We start from the raw sequence: 23,873 nt of genomic DNA, 5'->3' as shown, positions 1-23,873 counted from the left end.
TACAACGTTAATTCAATGACATCGCCACAAGAGTTGCTGGACATACGCCAACCATAGGAATGCTTGTGGCACCTATTCCTCACCGATATTTCGTGATAAGACCCGAAATTATCTAGATATGGTGCCACTATTGCAACTTTAATTTTTGTTCGCTTGTTACGCACACGCTAAGTTATTGAATGACGACTTTCGGCGTGACAAAAATTAGCAGTTCACTTTTGCCCATTTGTTCATAGGTTCGTCTGAATAACGCACCTAAAACAGGCAAGTCCCCCAACAGTGGTACCTTATCTACCGAATTATTGATGCTGTGTTGGAAAATGCCACCCAGCACCACGGTTTCTCCATTATTCACCAGTACTTGAGTACCAATGCGCTGAGTATCGATGGAGACAGCTTCTCCAGTACCCGTTTTCACCGTTTCACCCCGTCGGTCTTGGGTCACGCTTAAATCCAGCACCAAGCGGTTATCTGGGGTGATTTGTGGCGTTACCTTCAAGCTCAATACCGCTTTTTTAAACGCGACCGTAGAGGCACCACTGGAAGACGATTCTAGGTAAGGGATCTCGGTACCTTGCTCAATATAGGCAGGCTGTTTATTAGTGGTGATCAAACGAGGGCTAGAGATGATTTCAGCCTTCGATTCATTTTGTAATGCTGAAAGCTCCAAATCCAACAAGGTACCAGAACCTAATTTGGCCACTTGGAATGCAATCGAAGAGGCATTGCTTGATGTGGCCGCTAAGTTGACATTCAAGAAGTCTTGAACGTTGAAATCGGCAGCAGGTAATGTGGTAGGAACTGTCTGTAATAAGTTGTTTTCAATACTGCCACCAGCACCAAATGAACCATTGCTCGAGCTGAAGCCCCAGCGCACACCTAGTTCATCCAAGTTACCTTCTTTCACTGTGACGATTCGTGCCTCAATTTGCACTTGTTTGACTGGAATATCGAGTGATTCGATGATCTCGCGGATCACTGCGATGTTATCGGGTAGCTCTCGAATCAACAGTGAGTTAGTCCGTTCGTCAATACTGATCGCCCCTCGCTCAGACAACATGTTGACGTTGCCTTCACCGCCGATCATCGCCGCAATGTCAGATGCTTTGGCAAAGTTAATCTTGATGATTTCTGATTTTAAATCGCCGAGTTCTTCCGCTAAACGGGCTTTTTCGAGCGCTTGTTTCTCGCGTAAATCGAGTTCCTCTTTCGGCGCAATCAAAATCACATTGCCATCGACGCGCTTATCAAGCCCTTTGACTTGCAGAATAATGTCCAACACTTGCTGCCAAGGCACGCCATCCAAGCGTAAAGTCAGGTTACCCACCACCGAGTCAGAAACAACTAAGTTGAAACCGTTATAATCGGCAATCAACTGCAATACGTTACGGACAGGAATATCTTGGAAGTTAATCGAGATAAGCTTGCCTTCTTTTTCCAAAACACTCTTTGGCTTAGGCTTTTCATCAGCTTTAAGTTTACTGATCACGACCTCAAGGTATTTTCCTTTCAAGGTGTAATCGTGCTGAAACTCACCATCGACAGTCACAACAAGTTGTGTGCTCGGCGCTTTACGGAATACTTCCACACTCTCAACAGGAGTTGAAAAATCCTTCACATCAAGCAGATACAGCTTGTCATCCGCTACATCGGTTTTCAGGAGTTCAATGCTCAACCCTTCTTGGACTTTTTGCACATCCACGACCGCCGATGGCGAGGCCAATTCGACAATTAAGACCGCCGCTTTCTCTTTGTTGACTCGAAAGTCAATATTTTCCAACTGGTTGGTAGTAGCGAATTCAGCACTAAACACCGTAGAAGAAGCACAAAGTGCCAAACCGACCCATAAGGTCAGCCAAGTCTGTGCGACATAAGTTTTCAATCCATTTCTCATCGTTATATCTCTATACTTCAACCGATTATTTTAAAGCCAGCTTGACGTTACGCTGATTCCAACACCCTAAGCCATCAGGCAAAGTTTCATTAATTAACAAATAGTTGCCGTCAACTCGGGTCACTTTGCCATTATTGATTCCAACATACTGTCCTGTCTTAACATTGACCACACTCCCTGCCGGCGTTTGCACTAAGGCAGAGATACTGCCCCCGCTGCTCATCACCCCTTTTAAGCGCAATTGGTGCAATGGGTAACGCTCCAACGGCCCATTTTTCGCACGTGGCACGGGTTGCCAACAGTCTGCTTTCGCCAACGGTTGGTTTTGCACTAACGCTTCTTTCGGTAAGACAAATGGCTCACGCCCCTTGTGCTGCTTATAGGCCGTGGCTTCAAACTCTAAAATGGGCTTGAGCTTAGTCACTTCTTTGCGCGCTTCACGCTCAACTTGCGCGACGTATGAGGTCAAATCTTCCTGGTTCGCCTTACACCCAACCAACACCAGCAAACTCATCAGCCATAATCCAAGCGGCTTATTTTTCATCATCCACCTCCTGCTTAAACTGGTAGGTATAGGCTCTGACTCGAAAGTGCAGCGTGCTACTCTCTTGGCTTACCCGCTGCCAATCCACATCGTCGAAGTTGATGATGCGCGGTAGCTTGGCAATCGCTTGCGAAAAATCGCCAATATCGTGATAGCTCCCCGTCAGTTCGATATTGAGCGGTAAGCGGTAAAGAAACTCTTGGCTTTCACGCTCCCCCCAATCAATCCGTGTAAAGGTAAGCGAACTATCGAGCCCAAGCTGGTTGACTGACGCCAGCATGCTGGCTAACTCTTTTTGCACCGGTAGCTGGCGCAGTAAAAAATCGTAACGCTCTTTCAGTTCGTCCAACTGAGCTTGGATCTGCGGCAATACCGCTACTTTATTGGCTTTGATGCGCAGTGTGGCCTTGACGGTTTCCTCTTCCTGCTTTAAAAGCGCAATCTCGTCTTGTTTGGGCATGAGATAGAACCAATAACCAGCACCTTGGATCAGCAGCATGATAAGCAGAATCACCACCAATTGAGGCAGCAGCGGCCATTCACTGATTTCATCCAATTCTAACTCTTGCAAACTAGCCATTATGTGCCTCCCCATCTTGTGAGTTAGAGGTTGGGTTTAAAACTTTAAAGGAGACTTTAAAACTCTGAAATTGCTTACCAAATCGCTTATTTCCTGAAACGATTTCATGCATTTCGACATCGGTTAATTTGTCCGACTTCTCCAAGTTATCGAGCATGGTTGCCAAGCGAGCCGTGGAATCGCTGATCCCGGTTATTTCTATTTGATGGCCATTCATCTTGATCTTGTCGACATAGACGCCTTCAGGGATAAGGTTGGGCATTTGGTTCATAAACTCAGTGGTTTTATTGCGCTTTTGCTGCAGTTGCTCCACCACAGTCAAGCGGGTCAATAACGCCTTATGTTCTTCTTCGGCAATCTTCAACTTAGCGATCTGCTGATCCAGCGCGAAGATATGTTGTTGCAAATACCCAATGCGCTCTTGCTGCAAAGCCATTTGTCCGCCCAAGTATTCGCCTGCGGCAAATTGCATCAACACTGCCAGCAAAACACCGAGTGTCACTAGCCCTAAAAAACGCTTTTTATGTGCTTCACGACGCGCATCACGCCACGGCAGTAAGTTAACCTTATGCAACATGCTCACTCTCCAACCATGCTAAGCCTCGTAAGGCAAGACCGGCGGCGGTACTAAAACGCTGGCCATCAACCAGTGAGCGTTTACGTTTTGCCACATTGTTTTTGAACAGTGAAAAAGGATTGAGCACTTCGCAAGGCAGTGACAAGCGTTGATAAAGCGCGTCCTCTAAACCAGAAAGCGTGGCACCGCCCCCCGATAGCCATAAACCGCCAAGGCTTTGCGCACCATGAACCGAAGTAAAGAGCTGGATTTGCCGCGCAATTTTGTCGACCAATTCTTGAATAAAACGCTGTGTGGGGTCTTGTAACAGCGGATGATTCAATGAGTTCACAGCACTGGGTTCTGATTCCAATTGGCGAGTTCCTAATGGCACATCTTTGTAAAAGGGCATTTTTTCCGGAAAATCGAGGCACAATGAAATTTGGGTGTAGCCAATATCCACCAACATCCAGTCGGGACGTCGATATGCACGGCTAGCGAGTTGCCATAAATGCAACAAACTATGTACTTGCACATCCATCAACACAGGTTCAAAACCCGCTTTTTTAACGGCATGCAAACGACTGTCGACCACGTCTTTTTTGGTGGCATAGACTTGGAAGGTTGTGGTGCTGCTGCGGGCGAGGCTTTTTTCCGTCACTTTGACGAAATCGAGGCTCAGCTCTTCAACGGGGAATGGAGATTGATGCGAGAAGGCTTGATAGACAGCAAATTCCAGCTCGCGCTGCTCAAGATCGCTATCTATTTGTAATACTTTGCTAATCACGGCGCTATCTGGGATTGCTATCGCGACTTTATGACTAAATAGAGGCAAACCCTTTTTTAGTTCTTTTAGTTTCTTTACAATTTTCTGATAATCGAGCGTGTGATTATCGGTGAAAATATCAGCGGTAACGAGCAACTCCTCATACCCCACAAGCGCATAAGTGTCGCCCATAGGTTTGAGCACTGCTGCTTTAATGCTGTGGTGGCCGATATCAATACCCGTAACTAATGATTTACCCATGAGGCTAAGCTCCAGTAAAGAGGTTCAGCTCGATAGACCTATTTTCTCAATAAATAGGCAGATGATATTTTGCGAGCTAAGGTTTTAGCCTAGAGTACAAGGGTTTGCATTAGTGCAGCCTCAACTAAACAGGGATTCTCCGGTGAAGTTCATAAAGCGTTTATTAGTATTTTCATTGATTTGCATTATTCTTGGAGTCACTACAATCTTTGGGTTCTATTTCTATGTGAAATCAGATCTGCCAGATGTGGCCACTCTACGTGATGTCCAATTACAAACTCCAATGCAAGTCTTCAGTCAAGACGGCAAGCTGATCGCCCAATTTGGTGAAAAGCGCCGCATCCCGCTCAAACTGGAAGAAATGCCCAAAGAGTTGATCGAAGCGGTGATTGCGACCGAAGACTCTCGCTACTACGAGCACTACGGTTTTGACCCGATTGGTATCACGCGTGCCGCCTTTGCTGTACTTGCCTCGGGCAGTGCTTCGCAAGGTGCAAGTACCATCACCCAGCAGCTTGCGCGTAACTTTTTCCTCTCTAACGAGAAGAAGGTGATGCGTAAAGTTAAAGAGATCTTCATTGCGATCCATATCGAGCAACTGTTGAGCAAGGAAGAGATCTTAGAGCTGTATCTCAACAAAATTTACCTTGGCTACCGTTCTTATGGCGTCGGCGCAGCTGCGCAAGCGTATTTCGGCAAAGAGGTGAAAGACCTTACCTTAGGTGAAATTGCGCTGATTGCAGGCCTTCCTAAAGCCCCTTCAACCATGAACCCTATCTATTCTGTCGAACGTGCGACTAACCGTCGTAATGTAGTATTGCAGCGCATGCTGGATGAAAAATACATCACTAAAGCGGAATACGATGCTGCGCGTGCCGAACGTGTGCAGTCTAAATTTCATGGCGCAGAGATTGAGTTAAACGCACCGTATGTGGCAGAAATTGCTCGCGCATGGATGGTTGAGCGCTACGGTGAAGAAGCTGCTTACACGTCAGGCATGAATGTCTACACGACGGTCGACTCTAAGTTGCAAAGAGCCGCCAACCAAGCCGCAATCAACAACCTGTTGGCTTACGATGAGCGTCACGGTTATCGCGGTGCAGAAAAAGAGTTGTGGCAAGCCAATCAACCGGCTTGGAGTAGCACTCAGTTGTCTGAATACCTGAGTAATGAGCCTACCTATGGCGATATGTTCCCTGCCGCGGTTCTGAGTGTTGAAGAAAAATCGGCTCAAGTGTGGGTAAAAAGCTATGGTGTGCAAACCATCGCTTGGGAAGACATGAATTGGGCACGTCGATTTATTAACGACGATCGCCAAGGTCCACTGCCGAAAAGTGCTAACGAATTTTTAGCAGCAGGAGAACAGATTTGGGTTCGTCCACGCACCCAAAATGGCGCGATTGCGGCTTGGAAGCTAACTCAGGTTCCAAATGCCAACACCGCATTTGTCGCGATGAATCCAGAAAACGGTGCGGTCACTGCGTTGGTTGGTGGCTTTAACTTTGTGCACAACAAGTTTAACCGTGCCACCCAGTCAGTGCGTCAAGTAGGGTCAAGTATCAAGCCATTTATCTACTCTGCAGCGCTGAATAAAGGGCTCACTTTAGCCACGCTGATTAATGATGCGCCAATTAACCAATGGGATGAGAGTCAAGGCACGGCATGGCGTCCGAAGAACTCACCACCAACCTATACCGGCCCAACACGACTAAGAATTGGTTTAGCCCAATCGAAAAACGTCATGGCCGTGCGCGTTTTGCGTGAAGTGGGTTTGGATGAAACACGCGAATTCCTGACCCGCTTTGGTTTCAAATTAGATCAGTTACCGCGCTCTGAGACGATTGCGCTCGGGGCGGGCAGCCTAACCCCAGTACAAATGGCACAAGGCTTCTCGGTTTTTGCCAACAATGGTTACTTCGTTGAGCCTTTCTACATCAGCCGCGTCGAAAATCCATTTGGCAACATTGAATTTACTGCAAAACCCAAAGTTGTTTGCCGCAATGGATGCTCATCGGAGTTTGATGAGTTTGCCGAACAAGACGCGGCAAGCCCTTATGCCCCAAAAGTGATTTCCGAGCAAAACGCTTTCTTAACGCGTGAAATGCTATACAGCAATATTTGGGGTGGCGGAGAGTGGAGCTCAGATACCGGTTGGAACGGTACCGGTTGGCGTGCACAGGCGCTGAAACGCCGCGATATCGGCGGTAAAACCGGCACCACCAACGACTCGAAAGATGCATGGTACAACGGCTATGCCCCAGGCATCGTTAGTGTAGCTTGGGTTGGTTTTGATGATCATAGCCGTAACCTAGGCAAAACAGCGCCGAATCGAAACATTGAAGATGATGTTTCCGGTGCGGAATCTGGTGGAAAAACCGCCTTGCCAGCTTGGGTTGAGTTTATGTCTCTCGCCCTGCAAGGCGTGCCTGTTCAACAAAAAGTAATACCGAACAATATCGTTCGTGTCCGCATTGATCGCGATTCTGGCTTACTGACCAATAAACTCGACTCTAGCTCGATGTTTGAGTATTTCGAAGCAGGCACTGAGCCGACGGAATACGTCAGCGAACATGTCAATGAGTCCATCTATTCGACCAGTTCTGGTGAAGAGTTATTCTAGCGACCGATGGTCAATAAGAAACCAATAAAAAAGAGGCTGAATCATCAGCCTCTTTTTTTGTATTCGATTCGACGTCTTACTCGCTTTGCTGCAAACGATCTTTAATCACTTCTGCCAACTGCTCAAACCGCTGACGTAAAGGCGAGCCTGGGCGATAAGCCAAGACGAGTCGACGCGATGGAATCGGGTTAACCGCCCGCAGATAACATACCCCATCTTTGGTTTTATCTTCAGGTAAAGCTAACTCAGGCAATAAAGTGATCCCCGCGCCCGCAGCCACCATATTGCGCAACGTTTCTAAGCTAGTGGCCTTGAAACGCTCATCATCTTTCGCTCCCGCAGCAAAGCAAAAACCTAACGCTTGATCGCGCAGGCAATGCCCATCTCCCAAAGCCAATACGGTCTTACCTTTCAGCTCCAGCATGTCCACTTCGTCACGTGCCGCCCAAGCATGATCGCAAGGTACCGCAATGCTCATCACTTCGTTATACAGCTCAATTTCTTTAAAAGGTGCTGTCTCTTCCACCGAAGCGAGCACCAAGCAATCGAGTTTGCCCTCTTCGAGTTGACGCACTAACTGGCTAGTCTGCGCTTCATGCAGATACAACTCCAATTCAGGGAAACGTTCTTTCAAAGTAGGAATGATCTTCGGCAGTAAATACGGCCCTAAGGTCGGAATAAAGCCAATGTGCAACGGCCCTGTCATGGCTCCGGTTTGCTGGTTAGCCATATCTTTAAACGTTTTCACTTCCGAAAGGATTTTCTTTGCCTGATCAACCAGCTGTAGTCCAGCTTCGGTAAACAGAACTCGACGACTACTGCGCTCAAGCAAGGTTGTGCCAATTTCATCTTCCAACTTGCGGATCTGGCCACTCAAAGTAGGTTGGCTGACAAAGCACGCTTCAGCCGCTTTACGAAAATGCTTGTGGTCAGCTAATGCGACCAAGTATTCAAAATCACGAATGTTCATAGCTTCCCCAGATAGAATACATCTATTAAAACCATAGCATTAAACGATTAGAGCTATCAAAGCTTTTCTTTAACAATAGCCACCAACAAGGAAACACATCCTATTGATTTAAAATTAAATTTCACAAATGAGGAACACAATGTTTACATCTAAAGAAGGTCAAACCATTCCACAGGTTACTTTTCCTACTCGCCAAGGTGACGCTTGGGTCAATGTGACTACCGATGAACTGTTCAAAGGCAAAACCGTTATCGTGTTTAGCTTGCCGGGTGCCTTTACTCCAACCTGTTCATCCACTCACCTGCCACGCTACAACGAGCTGTTTCCAGTCTTTAAAGAGCATGGTGTCGATAGCATTCTGTGCGTATCGGTTAACGATACTTTCGTGATGAATGCTTGGAAAGATGACCAAAACGCCGACAACATCACCTTCATTCCTGATGGTAATGGTGAATTTACCGATGGCATGGGCATGTTGGTGGATAAAAATGACCTTGGCTTTGGTAAACGCTCATGGCGCTACAGCATGCTGGTTAAAGACGGTGTGGTAGAAAAAATGTTTATCGAACCGAATGAGCCGGGCGACCCGTTCAAAGTATCGGACGCCGATACCATGCTCAAATACATTGCCCCTCAATACAAGGTGCAAGAATCAGTGACTATTTTCACTAAGCCAGGCTGCCCTTATTGCGCCAAGGCGAAACAAGCACTAATTGATGCCGGTCTACAGTATGAAGAGCTGATTTTAGGTAAAGACGCCACCACAGTGAGTCTGCGCGCTGTCTCTGGCCGCAGTACAGTGCCACAAGTGTTTATCGGTGGTAAACACATTGGTGGTAGCGACGACTTAGAAACCTACCTAAATCAATAAGTTTCAAGGCTCCCACATGGGAGCCTAAAACTGCCCTTTCAGACTGAGAACAAACCGATTGAGGATCCATAATGAAACAGATTCACGTTGATGTCGCCGTGATCGGCGGTGGCACTGCTGGCCTAGGCGCTTATCGCGCAGCCAAAGCTTACACTCAGAATGTGGTGATGATTGAAGGCGGCCCTTACGGCACCACCTGTGCGCGTGTGGGTTGTATGCCTTCCAAACTGCTGATCGCCGCGGCAGAAAGTGTACACCAGATTGAAAAAGCGCCCGGCTTTGGGGTTTACCCACAAGGTGAAATTGTGATTAATGGCCGTGAAGTGATGGATCGCGTCAAGCGCGAACGAGATCGCTTTGTCGGTTTTGTGCTGGAAGGGGTGGATTCCATTCCTGAACAAGACAAGATTGCAGGCTACGCCAAGTTTATTGATAACCATACGCTGCAAGTGGATGATCACACGCGTATTCATGCCAAACGTATCGTGATGGCGACGGGTTCTCGCCCTGCTTATCCAGCAGTATGGAATGAGCTCGGCGATCGCCTTGTGGTCAACGATGACGTATTTGAGTGGGATGACCTGCCACAAGCCGTCGCAGTGTTTGGTCCGGGCGTGATCGGTTTAGAACTTGGCCAATCCCTGCATCGTTTAGGGGTGAAAGTGAAAGTGTTTGGCTTAGGCGGTCAAGTGGGACCACTTACTGATCCTGATGTCATGGCTTACGCGAATCGTGCTTTCCAACAAGAGTTTTATCTTGATGCAGATGTCAAAGTCGAAAGCATGAAACGTATTGCTGGCGATAAAGTCGAAATACAATTTATCAACCAACAAGGTGAGCTAGAAACCTTCATCGTGGATTATGTACTTGCCGCAACAGGTCGTCGTCCCAACGTTGACAAATTGGCTCTGGAAAATACCGATGTGGCACTGGATGAGCGTGGCGTACCTAAAGCTGATCATTACACATTGCAAACCTCGGTACCTTCAATCTTTATTGCAGGCGATGCCAGCAATCAGATCCCGCTGCTGCATGAAGCCGCAGATCAAGGACGCATTGCCGGCGATAACGCAGGCCGCTTCCCTGACATTCGCGCGGGTTTACGCCGCTCGCCAATTTCTGCAGTGTTTTCTGATCCACAAATCGCTATGGTCGGGGAAACCTATAAGCAATTGACTCAGCGTTTGGGTAACTGTGGCTGCTTTGCGGTGGGTGAAGTGTCGTTTGAAAACCAAGGCCGTTCACGCGTGATGCTGCGCAACAAAGGTTTGCTGCATGTGTATGGTGAGCAAGGTACTGGCCGTTTCCTTGGCGCAGAGATGATGGGACCGAATGCCGAGCATTTAGCACACTTGCTGGCTTGGGCGCACCAAAACCAGATGACCATTTCGCAAATGCTCGATATGCCTTTCTACCATCCGGTGATAGAAGAAGGGGTACGCACTGCTCTGCGTGATTTAAAAGCGAAGCTGCACTTAGGCCCTGAGATGATCAAACACTGTTTGGATTGTGGTCCGGGCTGTTAATTTCCCGCGCACTCAGAATCGATTCTTTCAGTAAAAATACCAAAGCCTGAGCTCAACCTCAGGCTTTTTGGATTAGATTGCATTTGGTTGAGCTCATTCAGTTCTCACTGCCCTTAACTCTGCCCTCAAGCTTCGGCATCATACTTGCGCTGGGTTATACTCCTTGATGTTTTAGCAACTCGGTGTTGTTCACCGACTGACAATCACATCTTTTGGCTTAAGGTAGAGTGTATGGCTTGTGGAGAGTGCAGCGAACATTGGTTTTGGAAAAAAATTGGCCGCTGTCAACGCTGTATGGATCAACTCACGGTGTTGTCCGTTGTCGTGTGGATCATTTGGTTTTGGGGCTTTAAAGAGGACCCGACCAGCATCGAGTCGATCAGTCTGATCCTTGCGGGGTTTGCCTTTAACGGGTTACTGTTTCTGCATTTATGGATGAAGTACGTGATCTTGCCTTGGCGTAAACGACAAGGAAAAGAGGATTAGAACCCGGATTAAACTTTCTGCTATGTAGAAAAGAAAAAAGCCCTAAACCTAGTACAGATTTAGGGCCTTCTTAGAGTCTTCTAAGAAAAAGCAGTGGTACAGTAATAGACAGAGCTCTAAGCAAAAGGTTCATAAAAAAATGATCTTTTTTACGATCTTTTTTCTTTGAGATGATTCCTCTTATTGCTCAAATAGTTGCACCACTGTTTTTTTTCCATTTATCTCATAGGATCAACAAGCTCGCTGAAATTTTAAGACTTCACGCGCGCTTGAGCCTGCTGAAGAGCATGCGCCACTTGTTTGGGTGATACGCCACCCAGTGCGCAGCGTTTCTCTAAACAAGACTCAATAGTCAGGATCGAATAGACATCTTGTTCAATCAAAGGCGAAAACTGTTGCAGTTCGGCCAAAGAGAGCTCTTCCAACGCCACGCCCTTACCAATAGCTGCAACCACCGCCACCCCGACAATATGGTGTGCTTCACGAAATGGAATGCCTTTCGCAACGAGATAATCAGCCAATTCAGTCGCGTTCGAGTAGCCTTGCTTGGCCGCTTCTAACGTACGCGCCGCATTGACTTTAATGCCATCAAAGCAAAGTCCCGCCATTTGCAAACAATCAAACCAAGTGTCGAGCGCATCAAATAGCCCTTCTTTGTCTTCTTGCATGTCTTTGTTGTACGCCAGCGGCAAAGCTTTGACTGTCATCATCATCCCCGCCAATGCACCGTAGACACGTCCGGTTTTACCGCGGATCAACTCAAGTGCATCGGGGTTTTTCTTTTGTGGCATCAGTGAAGAGCCAGAAGTCACCGTATCGGCCAATTCAATAAAGCCCGCTTCGCCTGTGGTGTAGAAGATCATGTCTTCCGCCAAACGCGACAAATGCAGCATAGAGATCGATGCGACTGACATCAGCTCCATCACATGATCGCGATCGGAAACTGCATCCAGCGAGTTACGTGTCGCGCGAGTAAACCCGAGATCCGCGGCTAGCACCTCACGATCAATCGCGTAAGCGGTTCCCGCTAATGCACCAGAACCCAGTGGTGAGGTGTTTAAACGCGCTAGAGCATCAGTCAAACGGGACTCATCACGCTCAAACATTTCCAAATAAGCTAAACACCAATGGGCAAATGTCACCGGTTGCGCGCGTTGCAAATGGGTGTAGCCCGGCAAAACGGTCGCTTGATGTTCAGCCGCCACTGCCACCAACTGTTGTTGTAGCGTTTTCAGAGCAAGCAGCAGATGGACTCCCTGATCGCGACACCAAAGCTTAAGATCGGTCGCAACCTGATCGTTACGCGAACGCCCTGTGTGCAGTTTTTTACCGAGATCACCGACTTGCTCAATCAGCTTCTGCTCGACCCAAGAGTGAATATCTTCTGCATCAGAGGCTAAGATTTGCTCAGGATCTTGCTGAACCGATTGCAATAGTTGATTTAACGCATGCTCTAACTGTTGTTGCTCCTGCACGCTCAAGACATTGACGGAGACCAAGGCTTTCGACCAAGCGATTGATCCAACAATATCTTGCTCGGCTAAGCGATAATCAAAACGCAGTGAATCATTGAATGCTTTAAACCGACTGTCTGCCGCTTGGGTAAATCTTCCGCCCCATAATGCCATGCTTAATCTCCTGCTTTCCTCTCACCGCAACCGCCGTCGAGGATGTGATAACTGAAAATGTCCCCCAAACTCATTGGAGTGGCAGGTAGGCGGCAAGTGAGTGAATCCCCATGAGCATAGATAAACTATGTGATTGGGGTGAATGAACGTAGCCAACACCGCTGCAACTTCAATTAGGAAGGGGATAAGGATCGCAGTGCGATCCTTATTATATAAACCGATGACTGCGCTGATTACTGCTTATTTTTGCTCAGAGCGCGGATACGGCTCGACAGCGAGTAAAGACGGATGAAGCCGCCTGCGTGGCTGTGGTCATACACTTCATCGGCACCAAAGGTCGCGAAATCTTCTGAGTAAAGGCTGTTAGCCGAACGTTTTTGCGTTGCCACGGCTTGGCCTTTATAAAGTTTAATCACCACTTCACCGTTGACATCTTTCGCCAGCTCATCGGCTGCCGCAAATACCGCCTGACGCAGTGGCGTGAACCAACGACCATCATAAACAAGGTGTGACGCTTTAATACCCAGCTCTTCACGGAATTCGAATGAGGTTTTATCCAGAACCAGTTGCTCAACCGCACGCAGCGCTTCCATGATGATGGTGCCTCCCGGAGTTTCGTAACAGCCGCGAGATTTCATACCTACCAGACGGTTTTCCACGATGTCGATACGGCCGACACCATGCTTCGCGCCCTTTTGGTTGAGGTAAAGCAAAGCGTTGTAAGGGGTCATGGCTTCGCCATCAACGGCGACCACTTCGCCATGCGCCACTTGCAGCGTGACATATTCGGCTTCGTTAGGCGCTTGCTCAGGATCAACTGTCCACACCCAGCAATCTTCGTTTGGCGCATTCCATGTGTTTTCCAATACGCCACCTTCGGTAGAAACGTGCCATGCGTTGGCATCACGCGAGTAGATCTTAGTCAATGACGCGGCACAAGGAATGTTGCGCTCGGCAAGGTAATCCAAACACGCTTCACGGCTACGCAGATCCCACTCACGCCAAGGCGCAATCACATGCAGATCTGGAGCCAGTGCCGCAAAAGCACCTTCAAAACGCACTTGGTCGTTACCTTTACCAGTACAACCGTGCGCCAGTGCATCCGCTCCCACTTTACGCGCGATTTCTACTTGCGCTTTCGCAATCACCGGACGCGCCATGGAAGTACCGAGCAGGTATTTACCTTCATAGTAAGCACCGGTTTTCAGCGTTGGGTAGATGTACTCTTTAACAAACTCTTCTTTCAGGTCAACGATGTAACATTCCGAGGCACCCGATGAGAGCGCTTTGGCTTCAACGCCTTTCAGCTCTTCATCACCTTGGCCTACATCAGCCACAAACGCCACCACTTCACAGTCATAATTTTCTTTTAACCATGGAATGATCACCGACGTGTCCAGACCGCCAGAATATGCCACAACTACTTTTTTAACTTGTACTTTACTCATTGATGTATCTCCATATTCCTGGCTCTGCGCTTGGCGGTCAGTGCTCAGGTTGAATCAAATTAGTGACTTAAAATCTTAAGGTAGAAAACGGGTGCCGATGCTTTCGCCGCCAAATAACTTGGCGAGCTTCTCTGGGTAACGCCAGGTCGCCACTTCAATCGGACGCCCTAAATCTTGCGCTGCTTCCAAAGCTGCTTTCACTTTGACGATCATACCGTCGGTAATCACTTTGCCAGCAATCATTGCATCCGCTTGTTTAGCATCTAAGGTAGCGATAAGGTGGCCCTTGCCATCCAACACACCACTGACATCCGAGAGCAGGACCAATTCCGCATCCAGAGCACCCGCCACCGCCACCGCCGCTTGGTCAGCGTTGACGTTCATCATCTGCCCCTGGGCAGTTAGGCCAATCGAGCTGATAATAGGCATCGCACCAGTAGCCAAAATCGCTTGCAGCAGAGTGGAGTCGCCCGGCGTGGCTTTACCAACCGCGCCCAGTTCAGGATCTAACTCCTCGACGTGGCATAAACCGCCATCCGCCAGTGACAAACCCACGGCATTGATGCCATCTTTGATCGCTTGGCCTTGCAGCATCTTGTTGGCTGTACCAGCCAGAGCGCCGGCAATGATCGGAATTTGATCATACGGAGTGACGCGCAAACCCTCTTTTTTGACCGATTTGAGTTGCAGCTTGGCCATTAAATCATCGACCAGATAACCACCGCCATGCACGATCACGATGCGTCGCTGGGCTTGGTTCTGATATTGGGCAATCGCACCAAACAGTTTGCTAAGTGTCTCTGCGCAATCGAGCGCCGCACCGCCTAACTTAATCACTAAAGGACTGAGCTTAAGATCTGACATGTTGAACCCTTACACCAACGCGGTTAATTCATCGAAACCGTAGTGAATGTTTAAACACTGCATCGCTTGACTCGATGCGCCTTTCAATAAATTGTCGATAGCAGACACCACTATGATGTGACGTCCTTGTACCTTCCAGCCGAGGTCACAAAATGGGGTAAACTCGACATCTTGAATCCGTGGTAAACCATTGCTGAAACGCACCAACGGCTTATCTTGATACGCTTTGCTAAAAGCTTCTGCGACTTGCTGCTCGGTGACACCATCTGCCAGTTTCATGGTGATGGTGGCCAGAATGCCGCGCTTAAAGTTGCCAAGATGCGGGGTGAAGATCACTTCACAGCCTAGGTGAGTCGCAATTTCTGGTTGATGACGGTGATTAAACACACCGTAAGGCTGCAAGCTCACTTCGCAGAAGCTATTGGTCATGGTGGCTTTACGCCCCGCACCTGAGACACCACTCACCGCGTTAATCACTGGCCATTGGGTCGTGTCGATTAACCCATCCACCAACAGAGGCTTAATCGCCAGTTGTGATGCGGTTGGGTAGCAACCCGCAACAGCAATCATAGAGCTAGTTTTGATTGCTTCCGCATTCCACTCAGCAAGGCCGTACACCGCTTTTTCCAACCATTCAGAATGCTGATGCGCAAAGCCATAGAAGGTTGGATAAAACGACTCGCTCTGCACCCGAAATGCACCAGATAAATCAAACACCTGACAGCCTTGAGCGAGAAATTGCGGCGCGAGGTCATGACTCACTTCATGGGCAGTGGCCAGAAAGACCACATCACACTCGGCCGCCACCGCATCCACATCAGTCAAGGCTTGCACTGGCATATCAATCAGCCCTGCCACTCGACCATGCAACTGCGCCAGCGATTTGCCCGCATCCACACTGTTGGCGGAAACGTATAAACCTGATAGCGTGAGTTGTGGGTGTTTGTGCACCATAAGAGCCAGTTCTGCTCCGGTGTAACCGCTTGCGCCGATGATGGTGGTTTTTAACATCAAAAACATCCGTATTAAGTGGTGAAAGAGAGCGTGCAACGCTGATTATTCATCTTTCAAAATTACGATTAATTGGTTTTTTATTCACTTAAAGTGATTTAATATGTGTTTTACAGTTTCGCCGACACTCTGTCAATAGCAGGAGCAAAGATAAAATGCCGTTACCCAGTTTCCTTGAGGTCTATGAAGGCCTGATTTCAACCTCTTCAATCAGTTCAACCGACGCGCGCTGGGATGAAGGTAATGAGCAGGTGATCGCAAAATTAGCCGATTGGCTCAGCGCGCTCGGTTTTTCGATTCAAATTGAGCAAGTCGCCCCGAATAAGCAGAACTTGATTGCCAAACTCGGTAGCGGTGAAGGCGGCTTATTATTAGCAGGACACAGTGATACTGTGCCGTTTGATGAGGGTCGCTGGAATTACAACCCGCATGCGCTCACGCAAGCCAATAATCGCTTCTATGGATTAGGAACCGCGGATATGAAAGGTTTCTTCGCCTTTATTTATGAAGCGGTGAAAAACGTCGATTGGCGCAAACAAACCAAGCCGCTGTATGTGCTGGCGACCTGCGATGAAGAAACTACTATGCTCGGTGCACGCCACTTTACCGAAAACGCCCCATTTAAACCGGATTACTGCATCATCGGTGAACCAACCAGCTTAGTGCCGATCCGCGCGCACAAAGGCCATGTGGCGAATGCCATTCGCGTTACCGGTAAATCTGGCCATTCATCCAATCCAGCGCTGGGGGTCAATGCGATTGAGATCATGCACGAAGTGCTGTTTGCTCTCATGCAGCTGCGCGATCGCTTAATTAAAGAATATCACCATCCGGGATTTGAAATTCCGACTCCAACGCTGAACCTTGGTCACATTCATGGTGGCGATAGCCCAAACCGAATTTGTGGTTGCTGCGAACTGCATTATGACGTTCGCCCTCTACCCGGCATTAGCTTAGATGGTTTAGATAACTTGATGCGTGACGCTCTACGTGAGGTACAGCAAAAGTGGCCGGGGCGCATTGAACTCGTCCCGCTGCATGACCCGATCCCCGGTTATGAGTGCGCTCATGATCACCCGTTTATTCATGGCATTAGCGAAATCTGTGAGCAAGAAGCACAGACCGTAAACTACTGCACCGAAGCGCCCTTCTTGCAGCAAATCTGCCCGACCTTAGTACTAGGCCCAGGCTCGATCGATCAAGCTCATCAACCGGATGAGTTTTTGGCGTTTGAATTTATTGACCCAACGGTACGCGTGCTATCACGAGCCATGCAGAAATATTGTTTCTAAATTGATCGCCCTGAGTTCAACCTCAGGGCTTTTTTGTAAGAAATTTTCAATAATTTGGTGTTTTTAGTTAAACAATCTCTGCACCTATGCGGATGACAATAAATGGAATCTTAGTCTTAACCGCAAGTCCACTGGACAAAATGGTCAAGATTGTGTAATTAACTGAACTCACATTGGATGTAATTTTTTTTCAAGGCAGGATGACAATGAACGAAAAATACGCTGCGCTCAAAAGTAACGTAAGCATGTTAGGACGACTACTCGGCCAGACAATTCAAGCCGCCGATGGTGACGTTATTTTAGCGAAAGTGGAAACCATCCGAAAACTTTCCAAATCTGCCCGAGCGGGCAACCAAGCAGACCGCGAGCTGCTGATCGAAGAGATCAAAAATCTTCCTAACCACCAACTGACTCCCGTGGCTCGCGCCTTTAACCAATTCCTGAACCTGACCAATATTGCCGAGCAGTATCACACCATCTCACGCCACTGTGAAAGCCACGTGAATGAGTTGGATGCGATTGGTAGCCTGTTTGCTAAACTGGCGCAGAAGTCGGTCAGTAAATTTGATACGGCGCAAGCCATTCGCGATCTCAACATTGAGCTAGTATTGACCGCTCATCCGACTGAGATCACTCGTCGCACCATGATCAACAAGCTAGTCAAAATCAACGAGTGTCTGTCCAAACTTGAGCTCAGCGACCTCTCTCCGAAAGAGCGCCATAAAACCGAGCGCCGCCTTGAGCAATTAATTGCCCAAAGTTGGCATTCGGATGTGATTCGTCAGCAGCGTCCAACGCCATTAGATGAAGCCAAATGGGGGTTCGCAGTCGTAGAAAACTCACTGTGGCACGCTGTTCCTGAGTTTTTGCGTGAGCTGGATGAACAGGTGAAATCTTACTTAGGTGAAGGTTTACCGATTGATGCACGCCCTGTGCATTTCTCATCTTGGATGGGTGGAGATCGCGATGGTAACCCCTTTGTGACCCACACTATCACACGCGAAGTGCTGTTACTGTCACGCTGGAAAGCAGCTGATTTGTATCTCACCGATATCAATGAACTGGTCAGCGAACTTTCGATGACCAAGTGTAATGAAGCCGTACGCGCTTTAGCCGGCGAAGAGCACGAACCTTATCGCGCCATCCTCAAGCCAATACGAAGCTTGCTGCAAGAGACGATTGAAATTCTTGATGCAAAACTCAACGGCCAAAAACTGGCAGTGAAAGCCCCTTTACAAACCGCAGATCAGTTGTGGGAACCGCTTTACGCTTGTTACCAATCACTGCATGAGTGTGGCATGGGCGTAATCGCAGATGGTTCGTTGCTCGATACCCTGCGCCGCATTAAAGCCTTTGGCGTGCATCTGGTTCGCCTCGATGTTCGTCAAGAAAGCTCACGTCATGCTGAAGTGATCTCGGAACTGACCCGCCATCTCGGCATCGGCGATTACAATCAGTGGAGCGAGCAAGATAAAATCGCTTTCCTGACCACAGAGCTGAACTCGAAACGCCCTCTGCTACCACGCGATTGGCAACCGTCGCCTCAAGTCAAAGAGGTGTTGGATACCTGTAAGATCATCGCTGCACAGTCCAAAGATGCTTTTGGCGCTTACGTGATTTCGATGGCGCGCACTGCATCGGATGTCCTCGCCGTGCACCTGCTACTGCAAGAGGCGGGATGTCCTTATCGTATGGATGTTTGCCCGCTGTTTGAAACCTTAGATGACTTGAACAATGCAGAATCGGTGATCCGTCAACTGATGAACATCGACCTGTATCGCGGCTTTATTCAGAACCACCAAATGGTGATGATTGGTTACTCCGATTCCGCCAAAGATGCAGGGGTGATGGCGGCAGGCTGGGCGCAATACCGAGCGATGGAAGCGCTAGTGAAAGTTGGCGAAGAAGCAGGGATCGAACTCACCCTATTCCATGGTCGCGGCGGCACAATTGGTCGCGGCGGTGCTCCTGCACATGCGGCACTGCTTTCTCAGCCACCGAAGAGTTTGAAGGGCGGTCTGCGTGTAACCGAACAAGGCGAAATGATCCGCTTTAAACTGGGTCTACCTGAAGTGGCGGTCAACAGCTTTAACATGTACGCCAGCGCTATTTTGGAAGCCAACTTGCTACCCCCACCAGAGCCTAAAAATGAGTGGCGTGCGCTGATGGATATTCTGTCGGAAATTTCGTGCAATGCTTACCGAAAAGTCGTGCGTGGTGAACCAGACTTTGTTCCTTACTTCCGTCAAGCCACACCAGAATTAGAACTCGGCAAGCTGCCATTGGGTTCCAGACCCGCCAAACGTAATCCTACTGGTGGAGTCGAGAGCCTGCGAGCCATTCCATGGATCTTCTCATGGAGCCAGAATCGTCTCATTCTTCCCGCTTGGTTAGGCGCAGGAGAAGCGATCCAAATTGCCATTAATGAAGGACACCAAGCGCTACTTGAAGAGATGTGTCGCAAATGGCCATTCTTCTCAACTCGTCTTGGCATGTTGGAAATGGTGTACACCAAATGCAGTGTAAGCATCGCGCGTCATTATGATGAGCGACTTGTTGAACCGATTTTGCGTCCATTGGGTGAAAAATTGCGTGCTCAATTACAACAAGACATTAAAGTTGTGCTGAACGTTGAGAACAACGAGAACCTGATGCAAAGCGATCCTTGGGGACAAGAGTCGATTCGTCTGCGTAACATCTATATTGAACCACTCAATATGCTGCAAGCAGAACTGCTGTATCGTACCCGTCAATCAGAACTTCCTGCTCCAGAACTGGAAGAAGCCTTGATGGTGACCATAGCAGGAATTGCGGCAGGAATGCGCAATACTGGTTAACAAACCGCTAAATGGCAGTATAAAAACCCAAAAGGTCGCAACTTTGCGGCCTTTTGTTTTACATTTTTGCATTATTGAGAATAATGTCAGTTTTTCGACTAATCAGCATATTTGTATTCCACTTTATGCTTATTATTTAGATATACTACGTTCCCTCTGTGATAAGTAATGTAAAGCAATCTCACAGTCAAAGTATGCAAAGACATACGCCACTCTAGGTGATAACCGGCTTTATAAGGTGACATAAGCAGCCGAATTTTGCGCTGCAGGTATTTAAATGCGTTGATATGCGTGCCATTAGAAGCACAACAACTGTTTAGATAGAAGTTTATGTTGACTTAATTTTTGGATTGAAGACATGTCATTACCACACGTTATCCTTACTGTTCTTAGCACTCGCGATGCAACCGGGTACGATATAACCAAAGAGTTTTCTGCTAGCATTGGCTACTTCTGGAAAGCCAGCCATCAGCAGGTATATCGTGAACTCAATAAAATGGGGGAACAGGGTTTAGTGACTTGTGTTCTGGAACCACAGGAAGGCAAACCAGATCGCAAGGTTTATTCTATAACCCAAGCTGGCCGCAGCGCTTTAGGTGAGTGGTTTGATCAACCAACCGCACACCCAACCGTGCGTGATGAGTTTAGTGCGAAATTGATGGCTTGTTCAGTACAATCAGCAGAACCTTACCGTCTGCAACTGGCTGAACTGGTTGAAGAATCACGTAAACTGGTCGCTCACTATCAGGAAATCGAAGCCGCTTATTACGCTAACCCAGCCGTGTTAGACAAGCAGCAACGTTTAGAGCGTTTAACGCTACGTCGTAATTTACTGGTTCGCCAAGCATGGATTCAATGGGCGGACGAAGTATTGGCAGAATTGAACGCGATGGCATAAGCCAAGCCAAACCTGCCGATGTAAAAAAGGATGATGTCACCATCATCCTTTTTATTTTTTGCTCAAGCGCGGAATGAGCACTTAAATACCGTGAGAGCAGAGATAGAGAGAGTCTCTAGATACCATCACCGCCGATAAATGTCTGCGAACGACCATTAAACTGCTGATCCATATCCAAAGAAGGCTTATCCGATTGTGGCCGTCCCACAATCCGCGCAGGCACTCCAGCGACTGTAGTATGGGGCGGTACGGCTTGTAACACGACCGAGCCAGAACCAATCTTCGCGCCTTCACCGACCTCAATGTTACCTAAGATTTTCGCGCCCGCACCAATCATCACCCCTTCACGAATTTTCGGGTGACGATCCCCGCACTCTTTACCGGTACCACCAAGCGTGACGTCCTGCAAAATCGACACATCATCTTCTACCACGGCGGTTTCACCAATCACGATCCCCGTCGCGTGATCGAGCATGATGCCGCGACCAATACGCGCCGCAGGGTGAATATCCACCTGACACGCCACAGATATCTGATTTTGGAAATAGGTCGCGAGCGCCTTACGCCCTTGTCGCCATAACCAGTTAGCCACCCGATAACCTTGCAAAGCATGATAGCCTTTTAGGTAAAGTAGCGGCATCGAGTACATAGAGACGGCAGGATCGCGGTTGACTGTCGCGCAAATATCACACGCCGCCGCTTCTGAGATACTCGGATCAGCAGCAAACGCTTCTTCAATCACTTCTCGTACTGCCATCGCAGGCATGGAGGCAGTGTTCAAACGATTAGCTAGAATATAGCTCAAGGCCGCTTTTAAACTGTCATGCTTAATAATGGTGGCATGGTAAAAACTGGCGAGCATCGGCTCTTGCTCGGCTTGCTCGCGAGCTTCAGCGACAATGGTTTGCCAAACCTTGGTGTGTGCGCACTGTTTCATTACTTACTCAGTCCTAATCAAGATAGGGTAAGCTATACCCTATCGATTCAATTCCATCTCTTGCGCTGCGGATTAACGCTCCATCTTCTTATCTCGTGCCAGCAAATCCTGAGCGGCGAGTCGCGCATCTTTTCCTTGATACAATACTTGGTAAATTTGTTCAACTATCGGCATCTCAACGCCCATGCGTTTCGCTAGCATCCACACTTCTTTGGTGTTGCGATACCCTTCAACCACTTGGCCGATATCGGTTTGCGCGGTATCCACATCTTTACCTTGACCTAGGGCCAAACCAAAACGGCGGTTACGCGATTGGTTGTCAGTACAAGTCAGCACTAAATCACCTAATCCTGCCATACCCATAAAGGTTTCCGGCTGCGCGCCTAAAGCGGCGCCTAAGCGGCTCATTTCAGCCAAACCACGAGTGATAAGAGCGGTTCGCGCATTCGCGCCAAAGCCAATACCATCGGACATCCCCGCACCAATCGCAATCACGTTTTTTACCGCGCCGCCAAGCTGCATACCGATAAAGTCACTGTTGGCGTACACACGGAAAGTTTTACTGCAGTGAATTTTCTCTTGCAGGTCACGTACAAATTGCGCATCCGGCGAAGCCACTGAAATCGCGGTTGGCATCCCCATCGCCAGTTCTTTGGCAAAAGTAGGACCAGAAAGCACCGCAAGGGGGTAGCTATCACCAAGTACATCATGGGCGACATCTTGGAGTAGCCTTCCAGTCTCAGGCTCTAGCCCTTTGGTTGCCCAGCAAATGCGGCTATCCGCACGCAGGTGTGGCTGCAAACTTTTCAACACGATACCAAACACATGGCTAGGCACTACCACCAGCAGATCACGGCTCGCTTGCACCGCTTTTTGCAAGTCAGTTTCCACAATCAGAGTGTCAGGAAAAGCAATTCCGGGCAAAAATTCATGGTTAGCGCGGTCAGCGTCAATGCGCGCCATATGCTCTGCATCATGTCCCCACAGGACGATATTCGCGCCATTACGCGCCAAAGAGATCGCCAGTGAGGTACCGTAGGAGCCCGCACCTATCACGGTCATTTCAACAGGTTTTCCGTAGCTATTGTGATTCTGTGTTTCGCTCATTGTTCCGCCTATCGATAACGAAGTTGTGCTCTATTCTATACTCAAACATAGGCTATTGCAGTCTGCACCTTCTTCGCTAAGGCTGTCTCAGATAAAGAGTGCAAAAACCAATACTCGAGTGATAAACAAAAAATGCACATCGCGGTGGCGCTGTGCATTTTATTCTTACTGAAAACTCAATCGCGCGAATTATGCGTTCGCCGTTGCGCCTTCTTGAGCTTGCTGTTGCAGGTAGTTCATGAACAGCGCGTCAAAGTTAACTGGAGCAAGGTTCAGTTGTGGGAAAGTACCTTTCACCACTAGGCTTGAAATGGTTTCACGTGCGTATGGGAACAGGATGTTCGGGCAGAAAGCCCCCAAGCAATGGGCCAATTGGCCTGCTTCCATCTGCTCAGCACTGAAAATACCCGCTTGTTGTACTTCACACAGGAATGCGGTCTCTTCTGCGTTTTTCACGGTTACTGTCAGGCGCAGTACCACTTCGTAAACGCCTTCGCCCAATTCACGGCTTTGCGTGTCGAGATCCAGTTTGACATCTGGATTCCACTCTTTTTGGAACATCACTGGTGAGCTTGGCGCTTCAAAAGAGACATCTTTTAGATAGATACGTTGGATAGCAAACTGTTGTTGTGGGGCTTGTGCTGCTTCAGCCATGATTTCATCCTTAATTCAGATAATTCGGTTCAAAGGTCAATGTGTCCTGAGACTAACTGAGAGTGTGTGCGATCACTAGGTGGGCAAGCCATTACGTGGTAGATATCACAACTCTGAGTGTCA

General features: G+C 48.4%; 20 protein-coding genes. 7 read left to right on the top strand and 13 right to left on the bottom strand.

The features are described 5' to 3' along the window. Window positions 1-172 precede the first annotated feature (172 nt). Genes R4537_RS06810 through pilM form a run of 5 tightly spaced genes read right to left on the bottom strand, consistent with a single transcriptional unit; the run spans window position 173 to window position 4,601 of the window. Window positions 173-1,894 carry a type IV pilus secretin PilQ gene (locus R4537_RS06810; RefSeq protein WP_071179298.1) on the bottom strand — a complete coding sequence of 574 codons (1,722 nt, stop codon included), beginning with the start codon at window positions 1,892-1,894 and terminating at the stop codon, window positions 173-175. Between the two features lie 25 nt (window positions 1,895-1,919). Continuing rightward, window positions 1,920-2,438 carry a pilus assembly protein PilP gene (locus tag R4537_RS06805; protein ID WP_071179299.1) on the bottom strand — a complete coding sequence of 173 codons (519 nt, stop codon included), beginning with the start codon at window positions 2,436-2,438 and terminating at the stop codon, window positions 1,920-1,922. Further along, entirely contained in the window at window positions 2,428-3,018 is a 591-nt protein-coding gene (locus R4537_RS06800; protein WP_000157690.1) for a type IV pilus inner membrane component PilO, read from the bottom strand. Before R4537_RS06800 ends, R4537_RS06805 begins: the two co-directional genes overlap by 11 nt. Continuing rightward, window positions 3,011-3,595: a PilN domain-containing protein gene (locus R4537_RS06795; protein ID WP_071179300.1), complete on the bottom strand. Its 585-nt coding sequence runs from the start codon at window positions 3,593-3,595 to the stop codon at window positions 3,011-3,013. Before R4537_RS06795 ends, R4537_RS06800 begins: the two co-directional genes overlap by 8 nt. Further along, entirely contained in the window at window positions 3,585-4,601 is a 1,017-nt protein-coding gene (gene pilM, locus R4537_RS06790; RefSeq protein WP_071179301.1) for a type IV pilus assembly protein PilM, read from the bottom strand. The genes R4537_RS06795 and pilM overlap by 11 nt, the downstream gene beginning before the upstream one ends. A gap of 142 nt (window positions 4,602-4,743) precedes the next feature. On the opposite strand from pilM, the gene R4537_RS06785 reads away from it, so the two are divergent. Continuing rightward, the gene (locus tag R4537_RS06785) at window positions 4,744-7,221 is read left to right on the top strand and encodes a penicillin-binding protein 1A (protein WP_071179302.1); all 2,478 of its coding nucleotides are present in this window, start codon (window positions 4,744-4,746) and stop codon (window positions 7,219-7,221) included. 76 nt (window positions 7,222-7,297) lie between these two features. Here the strand turns inward: R4537_RS06785 and oxyR are convergent, their stop codons facing one another. Then, entirely contained in the window at window positions 7,298-8,191 is an 894-nt protein-coding gene (gene oxyR, locus R4537_RS06780; RefSeq protein ID WP_071179303.1) for a DNA-binding transcriptional regulator OxyR, read from the bottom strand. Window positions 8,192-8,330: 139 nt separating this feature from the next. On the opposite strand from oxyR, the gene R4537_RS06775 reads away from it, so the two are divergent. From R4537_RS06775 to R4537_RS06765, 3 genes are all read left to right on the top strand, one after another. Then, window positions 8,331-9,062 (top strand): glutathione peroxidase, encoded by a 732-nt coding sequence (locus R4537_RS06775; RefSeq protein WP_000495225.1) that lies wholly within the window; start codon window positions 8,331-8,333, stop codon window positions 9,060-9,062. A 71-nt stretch (window positions 9,063-9,133) separates the two neighbouring features. Further along, window positions 9,134-10,588, top strand: coding sequence for a dihydrolipoyl dehydrogenase (locus R4537_RS06770; RefSeq protein WP_071179304.1), 1,455 nt, complete (start codon window positions 9,134-9,136; stop codon window positions 10,586-10,588). Window positions 10,589-10,819: 231 nt separating this feature from the next. Next, window positions 10,820-11,074: a DUF3624 domain-containing protein gene (locus R4537_RS06765; protein ID WP_000742078.1), complete on the top strand. Its 255-nt coding sequence runs from the start codon at window positions 10,820-10,822 to the stop codon at window positions 11,072-11,074. Between the two features lie 251 nt (window positions 11,075-11,325). Here the strand turns inward: R4537_RS06765 and argH are convergent, their stop codons facing one another. The 4 genes from argH to argC all read right to left on the bottom strand — a co-directional run bounded on the left by argH (window position 11,326) and on the right by argC (window position 16,025). Further along, on the bottom strand, window positions 11,326-12,702 hold the full coding sequence (gene argH, locus R4537_RS06760) for an argininosuccinate lyase (RefSeq protein WP_071179305.1): 1,377 nt from the start codon (window positions 12,700-12,702) through the stop codon (window positions 11,326-11,328). Between the two features lie 233 nt (window positions 12,703-12,935). Continuing rightward, entirely contained in the window at window positions 12,936-14,150 is a 1,215-nt protein-coding gene (locus tag R4537_RS06755; protein ID WP_071179306.1) for an argininosuccinate synthase, read from the bottom strand. A gap of 75 nt (window positions 14,151-14,225) precedes the next feature. Beyond that, entirely contained in the window at window positions 14,226-15,014 is a 789-nt protein-coding gene (gene argB / locus R4537_RS06750) for an acetylglutamate kinase (protein ID WP_071179307.1), read from the bottom strand. 9 nt (window positions 15,015-15,023) lie between these two features. Further along, window positions 15,024-16,025: an N-acetyl-gamma-glutamyl-phosphate reductase gene (gene argC, locus R4537_RS06745; protein WP_071179308.1), complete on the bottom strand. Its 1,002-nt coding sequence runs from the start codon at window positions 16,023-16,025 to the stop codon at window positions 15,024-15,026. Between the two features lie 155 nt (window positions 16,026-16,180). On the opposite strand from argC, the gene argE reads away from it, so the two are divergent. From argE to R4537_RS06730, 3 genes are all read left to right on the top strand, one after another. Beyond that, window positions 16,181-17,317, top strand: coding sequence for an acetylornithine deacetylase (gene argE, locus R4537_RS06740; protein ID WP_001130852.1), 1,137 nt, complete (start codon window positions 16,181-16,183; stop codon window positions 17,315-17,317). 206 nt (window positions 17,318-17,523) lie between these two features. Then, a complete protein-coding gene (gene ppc, locus R4537_RS06735) occupies window positions 17,524-20,154 on the top strand; it encodes a phosphoenolpyruvate carboxylase (RefSeq protein WP_071179309.1) in 2,631 nt (876 codons plus the stop codon). A gap of 358 nt (window positions 20,155-20,512) precedes the next feature. After that, window positions 20,513-21,052, top strand: a complete 540-nt coding sequence (locus R4537_RS06730) for a PadR family transcriptional regulator (protein ID WP_000056565.1) — start codon at window positions 20,513-20,515, stop codon at window positions 21,050-21,052. 115 nt (window positions 21,053-21,167) lie between these two features. On the opposite strand, the gene cysE is transcribed toward R4537_RS06730, so the two are convergent. The 3 genes from cysE to secB all read right to left on the bottom strand — a co-directional run bounded on the left by cysE (window position 21,168) and on the right by secB (window position 23,750). After that, a complete protein-coding gene (gene cysE, locus R4537_RS06725) occupies window positions 21,168-21,989 on the bottom strand; it encodes a serine O-acetyltransferase (protein WP_000806519.1) in 822 nt (273 codons plus the stop codon). A 72-nt stretch (window positions 21,990-22,061) separates the two neighbouring features. Next, entirely contained in the window at window positions 22,062-23,096 is a 1,035-nt protein-coding gene (gene gpsA / locus R4537_RS06720) for an NAD(P)H-dependent glycerol-3-phosphate dehydrogenase (protein WP_071179310.1), read from the bottom strand. A gap of 189 nt (window positions 23,097-23,285) precedes the next feature. After that, a complete protein-coding gene (gene secB, locus R4537_RS06715; protein ID WP_071179311.1) occupies window positions 23,286-23,750 on the bottom strand; it encodes a protein-export chaperone SecB in 465 nt (154 codons plus the stop codon). Window positions 23,751-23,873 lie beyond the last annotated feature (123 nt).

Source organism: Vibrio paracholerae (assembly GCF_037672085.1).
In the GTDB taxonomy this organism is placed as follows: domain Bacteria; phylum Pseudomonadota; class Gammaproteobacteria; order Enterobacterales; family Vibrionaceae; genus Vibrio; species Vibrio cholerae.
The sequence above is the reverse complement of the archived record's forward strand: the minus strand, read 5'-3'. Positions and strand labels throughout refer to the sequence as shown.

Bases quoted from the DNA above. Each gene is read 5' to 3' on its own strand.
- argH (WP_071179305.1), bottom strand. From the start codon at position 12,702: ATGGCATTATGGGGCGGAAGATTTACCCAAGCGGCAGACAGTCGGTTT.
- R4537_RS06775 (WP_000495225.1), top strand. From the start codon at position 8,331: ATGTTTACATCTAAAGAAGGTCAAACCATTCCACAGGTTACTTTTCCT.
- R4537_RS06770 (WP_071179304.1), top strand. From the start codon at position 9,134: ATGAAACAGATTCACGTTGATGTCGCCGTGATCGGCGGTGGCACTGCT.
- R4537_RS06755 (WP_071179306.1), bottom strand. From the start codon at position 14,150: ATGAGTAAAGTACAAGTTAAAAAAGTAGTTGTGGCATATTCTGGCGGT.
- argC (WP_071179308.1), bottom strand. From the start codon at position 16,025: ATGTTAAAAACCACCATCATCGGCGCAAGCGGTTACACCGGAGCAGAA.
- gpsA (WP_071179310.1), bottom strand. From the start codon at position 23,096: ATGAGCGAAACACAGAATCACAATAGCTACGGAAAACCTGTTGAAATG.
- pilM (WP_071179301.1), bottom strand. From the start codon at position 4,601: ATGGGTAAATCATTAGTTACGGGTATTGATATCGGCCACCACAGCATT.
- secB (WP_071179311.1), bottom strand. From the start codon at position 23,750: ATGGCTGAAGCAGCACAAGCCCCACAACAACAGTTTGCTATCCAACGT.
- R4537_RS06730 (WP_000056565.1), top strand. From the start codon at position 20,513: ATGTCATTACCACACGTTATCCTTACTGTTCTTAGCACTCGCGATGCA.
- cysE (WP_000806519.1), bottom strand. From the start codon at position 21,989: ATGAAACAGTGCGCACACACCAAGGTTTGGCAAACCATTGTCGCTGAA.
- R4537_RS06795 (WP_071179300.1), bottom strand. From the start codon at position 3,595: ATGTTGCATAAGGTTAACTTACTGCCGTGGCGTGATGCGCGTCGTGAA.
- R4537_RS06765 (WP_000742078.1), top strand. From the start codon at position 10,820: ATGGCTTGTGGAGAGTGCAGCGAACATTGGTTTTGGAAAAAAATTGGC.
- argE (WP_001130852.1), top strand. From the start codon at position 16,181: ATGCCGTTACCCAGTTTCCTTGAGGTCTATGAAGGCCTGATTTCAACC.
- argB (WP_071179307.1), bottom strand. From the start codon at position 15,014: ATGTCAGATCTTAAGCTCAGTCCTTTAGTGATTAAGTTAGGCGGTGCG.
- R4537_RS06810 (WP_071179298.1), bottom strand. From the start codon at position 1,894: ATGAGAAATGGATTGAAAACTTATGTCGCACAGACTTGGCTGACCTTA.
- R4537_RS06800 (WP_000157690.1), bottom strand. From the start codon at position 3,018: ATGGCTAGTTTGCAAGAGTTAGAATTGGATGAAATCAGTGAATGGCCG.
- R4537_RS06805 (WP_071179299.1), bottom strand. From the start codon at position 2,438: ATGAAAAATAAGCCGCTTGGATTATGGCTGATGAGTTTGCTGGTGTTG.
- oxyR (WP_071179303.1), bottom strand. From the start codon at position 8,191: ATGAACATTCGTGATTTTGAATACTTGGTCGCATTAGCTGACCACAAG.
- ppc (WP_071179309.1), top strand. From the start codon at position 17,524: ATGAACGAAAAATACGCTGCGCTCAAAAGTAACGTAAGCATGTTAGGA.